At 56.1% G+C, this 4,305-nt stretch carries 5 protein-coding genes; 2 read left to right on the forward strand and 3 right to left on the reverse strand.

Annotated features, from left to right (window positions below):
- A partial coding sequence (locus DMG62_21685) for a hypothetical protein (GenBank protein ID PYY20833.1) occupies positions 1-197 on the forward strand: 197 nt, incomplete at its 5' end.
- A 143-nt stretch (positions 198-340) separates the two neighbouring features.
- Here the strand turns inward: DMG62_21685 and DMG62_21690 are convergent.
- Together DMG62_21690 and DMG62_21695 are read right to left on the reverse strand one after the other, a co-directional pair.
- Entirely contained in the window at positions 341-886 is a 546-nt protein-coding gene (locus DMG62_21690) for a hypothetical protein (GenBank protein PYY20834.1), read from the reverse strand.
- Positions 887-1,062: 176 nt separating this feature from the next.
- Positions 1,063-2,316 carry an SAM-dependent methyltransferase gene (locus tag DMG62_21695; protein ID PYY20835.1) on the reverse strand — a complete coding sequence of 418 codons (1,254 nt, stop codon included), beginning with the start codon at positions 2,314-2,316 and terminating at the stop codon, positions 1,063-1,065.
- Positions 2,317-2,652: 336 nt separating this feature from the next.
- On the opposite strand from DMG62_21695, the gene DMG62_21700 reads away from it, so the two are divergent.
- Positions 2,653-3,798: an acyl-CoA dehydrogenase gene (locus DMG62_21700; GenBank protein ID PYY20836.1), complete on the forward strand. Its 1,146-nt coding sequence runs from the start codon at positions 2,653-2,655 to the stop codon at positions 3,796-3,798.
- A gap of 159 nt (positions 3,799-3,957) precedes the next feature.
- On the opposite strand, the gene DMG62_21705 is transcribed toward DMG62_21700, so the two are convergent.
- Positions 3,958-4,305: hypothetical protein (locus tag DMG62_21705; GenBank protein ID PYY20837.1), on the reverse strand; the 348-nt coding region annotated here is incomplete at its 5' end.

Consider the following 4,305-nt stretch of genomic DNA (forward strand, 5'->3'; position numbering starts at 1 on the left):
CCCTGCAGCGAGACATAACATGGGCGCTTGAAGAAGCGGGCGCGGAAACAATCCGTGCTTTGATCGCGACGATTAAACCGTCAAGCGAAGCTGAGTTTGAGCAAGATGCAGAGGGATTAATAACGCTCGGTTTGATCCGAAGGGAAAACGATCGATTTATTCTTACCGAACGTGGGAGGAAGGCATTGACGGAATAAAAAATCGAAATTAGGACACTACCCAAACGGGGACCGGGGTTAACGAAGGACATGACGGCTAACTACAAGAGGTCACGAAGATATCGATCTCCGTGGCCTCTGCTTTTCGAACTTCGTGACCTTCGTGTTCGCCTTGTTAGGGTTTACTTGCCGCTCAAAACAGCTACTTGGCCGCTATCCTTCGCAGCGTTCACGTGGGAGAAGCCTCTCCAGATGCACACGATCGCGTAGACGTGGAAGGCGAATGAGATCCAATCCTGGGCCATCGCAGTCAGGCCGGCATCGAGCGCATAGAAGGCCATGCCCATCACAAACGCCCACTTGTGGAATTTGCCGGCCATGTAGCCGCACATCAGGAAGAAGCCGAGAACCAACAGGTCGATGAAGTACCCGACCATCCGAGCTTGGGGCGAGCGGAACGCATCGGTGACTTCAGTGATGCCCAATCCCAGCACGAAATGAAAGTTCCCGCCGGTGATGGCAACGATCGTATTCACGAGCGAGAGCCCCGCGATCCAATAGAACCAGTTGCCGCCGCGTTTCACGGCACCTGCGGCAGCCAAGGACTGCACTGTGCGCTGTTGCTGCACGCCGGCATTCTGTCCGTCGTGTGTGACTCCAGGAGTCTTGAAAACTGTGCCTGATGTGGATCCGGTCGCCGGCGGTTGGCCGACGAGTGTATCTGGCATGATCGCCTCCGCGGGGGATTGGCAGATTTCAGCACAGGTGGAGTCGGCAAAACCAGCGGAAACAGGTAACGTGACCCAATCGGAAGGTCACGTCCAACCGAGATGTTCGGGCGGCGGTTCCTGAAACGAAACTCGGACAGCATCGGAAATCAACTGCTTAGCAGCGACTAGACAAACTATTCCACAAAGGCAATAACGCACTTCAAATATGCCGTTTCGGGAATACCCGCGACCACAGGATGGTCTTGGCTCTGGCCACGCACTTCGAGCAGACGAATTCGCCGGCGTGCATCGCGTGCAGCGTCGGCTAGCGTCTCCAAGAACTCCTGCTGAGAAACATGGTGGGAGCAGGAGCAGGTCACAAAAATGCCGCCTGGCTCTAGCATCTTCAGTGCGCGGAGATTGAGCTCCTTGTAACCGCGTAATGCTGTCGAAAGAGCTTTCTTGGTTTTCGCAAACGCCGGCGGATCGAGAACGATCGTCTGGAACCTGCGTCCCGTATCGGACCAATCGCGCAGTAGATCGAAGGCATTCGCCTCGAGCCACTCGATTTCCGGAGCTGCGAGTAAACTGGAATTCAATTCGAAGTTGCGCTCGCCGGCTTCCAGAGCTGCACGAGACGCGTCCACGCCGATGACTTGGTTGCACATGCGCGCCAGATGCAGCGCGAACCCTCCCTGGTAACAGAAGACGTCGAGCGCAGTTCCACGCGCATAGCGCTGCGCAGCAGCGTAATTCTCGCGTTGATCGAGGAATGCTCCCGTCTTCTGTCCCGCAGCCGCATCGTATTCAAAGCGCAGCGGAGATTCATCCTGATTCGTACTCATCTCGATGATCGTGCGCATCTTTTCGCCCCGGATCAGACCTCCCTCAGTCGCAGGTAACTCCTCAAGTTCGCGGATCCGCGCGTCCACGCGCTCCACAATGCCCGCAGGACGAATCTCTGTGTCTAGAGTCTCAAGAACCGCTTCGCGAACTTCCTTCCGATCGATCGCCTGCGTGAGCACCTGGAAGGCAAGCACGTCGTTATATCGATCAACGATCAATCCTGGAAGCTGATCGGCTTCGCTGAAGACCACGCGGTATGCATTGCTCTGTTCAGAAATGCGCAGCGTATCGCGATATTCGATCGCTTTCTTGACGCGAGTGGCCACAATGGAGGGAAGTTCAGACTGATCGCATTCCCGATCTGAAACCATGCGCAGAGCGATCTGCGAGCTGGAGCTGGAGAGCGCGCAGCCAAGGAAGCGGCCGCCTTCTTCGAGCACTCGAACCATTCCTGCGCGCGGAAGCGAGGGCGATCCTTGCAGATCGGAGCGGTAGACCCAAGGATGTCCTGCGCGCAGGCGAACCGCGGCTCTCCAGCTCACGCGAACTGTATTACTTGCGAGCTGTGCCGGGTTTACGAGGGCTGAGGAGCGAGGAGCCATCCCGGTTGATTGTAAGCCGCAGTGCCGCGAGAACGACTCCCAAGGTATGTCGCGGCATCAGCTTAGACTCCTCCCGCCTGTTGCAGCCGCGCCTTCGGCGCTGCGGACGATCGAGATTTCGCTTGTCCCTGCTCGTTGGCTCGCTTCAACTGTGTGGAGCTAGCCGCTCGACGCCTACAGGATTTCAGGCAACTGAATTGGCTTTCAAACTGACTTACTTACTAAGGATCTCGATAATTAAGCTCGCCACACTGCGTGATATGCTCAACTGTTTTACCCTCATGCGTTCTTCCGCATAAGGAACCTCCCCCGGAATTATCGGCCTTTTTCATCTTTATGGACTTTCAATTCACTGAAGAACAAGAGCAGCTCAGGCGCTCGATACGCGAATTTTCCGAACGCGAGATTCGTCCCCATGTAATGGAGTGGGATGAGAAATCCGAGTTCCCGCTGGCCACGATTAAAGAGCTGGGCAAGATGGGGCTGATGGGCGTCGCGTTCCCAACAGAGTATGGAGGCGCGGGCCTGGGTTACGTGGAGTATGTGACCGCGATCGAGGAACTCTCGCGTGTCGATGGCTCGATCGGCATAATCGTGGCTGCTCATAATTCGCTCTGTTCGAATCACATTTATGTCGCGGGAAACGAAGAGCAGAAGCGCAAGTATCTGCCCAAGCTCGCGAGTGGCGAATTCATTGGCTGCTGGGGATTGACCGAACCTGGATCGGGTTCCGACGCCGGCAGCGCTCGAATGACAGCGGTGCGAAAAGGCAAAACCTGGGTGTTGAATGGGACCAAAACTTTCATCACCAACGGGCACTACGCGGATGTTGCCGTGATCATTGCTGTCACGGATCGCACCACCGGCACACATGGGCTCTCTGCATTCGTGGTGGAAAAGGGCACGAAGGGATTTCGTCCAGGTAAGAAGGAAAACAAGCTTGGCCTGCGTGCCAGCGACACCGCGGAACTGATCTTCGAGGACTGTGTCATTCCCGCCGAAAATCTCGTGGGCAAAGAAGGCGATGGGTTCATCGACGCGATGCGCGTGCTCGACGGTGGACGAATCTCGATCGCTGCTCTTTCCCTTGGCATCGCGCAAGGCGCATTCGAAGCTGCGCTGAAGTATTCAAAAGAGCGCAAGCAGTTTGGGCGTCCGATCTGCGATTTCCAAGCGATCCAATGGAAGCTCACTGACATGGCCACCGAGATCGACGCAGCCCGGCTGCTCACCCTGCGCGCTGCCTCGATGAAAGACGCTGGACTGAAGACCACGCAAGAATCGTCAATGGCAAAGCTCTATGCCAGTGAAGTTGCCGTACGCTGCGCGAATGAAGGCGTACAGATTCATGGCGGCTACGGCTTCATCAAGGACTATCCGGCGGAGAAGTACTATCGAGACGTAAAGCTCTGCACCATCGGGGAAGGGACCAGCGAGATTCAACGAGTGGTGATTGCACGGCAGTTGTTGAAAAGTTATTGAAGAATGCTGAGCTGCCTTCGTCTCTCATCCCCGAGGCTTCTTTGGCCGACGGATCTCCCGGAATATTTCAGAGTTCTTCGGCTCTGATTGGCTCTTTCCGCAGGATTCTGGTGAAAGAGCCGGAATGCCGCAATTACACCCACTGCATCGGCATGAATTTCAACTCTTCGTAAGCGATGGGGCATCCTGGCCGAAGACCGAGTGCCGAATGCCGAATGCCTCGCCGGCTACCCGCTCATACTCCCGGATAATGAAGTTATCCGTCATGCCGGCGATGTAGTCGCACACTATGCGCTCCGGCTTCTCGTCTGGCAATTGCTCCTGGTAGCTCTGAGGCAATTCCTCGGGATGAGCCAGCCAGAATCGGAACAGCTGCGAAATCAGATTTTCGAGTCGCGCTCGGTCTGAACTAAGCACGAGACTGTCATAGAGATAGGCATGCAGGAATGCCTTCGTCGCCCGGCGCTCTGCATCACCCTCGGCGCTGAGGCCGATCAGACGCTCTGG

The sequence above is a fragment of the Acidobacteriota bacterium genome, from assembly GCA_003225175.1.
Taxonomy (GTDB): Bacteria; Acidobacteriota; Terriglobia; order Terriglobales; family Acidobacteriaceae; genus Gp1-AA112.

Coding starts and splice junctions, on each gene's coding strand:
- DMG62_21695 (PYY20835.1), bottom strand. CDS start 2,316: ATGGCTCCTCGCTCCTCAGCCCTCGTAAACCCGGCACAGCTCGCAAGT.
- DMG62_21690 (PYY20834.1), bottom strand. CDS start 886: ATGCCAGATACACTCGTCGGCCAACCGCCGGCGACCGGATCCACATCA.
- DMG62_21700 (PYY20836.1), top strand. CDS start 2,653: ATGGACTTTCAATTCACTGAAGAACAAGAGCAGCTCAGGCGCTCGATA.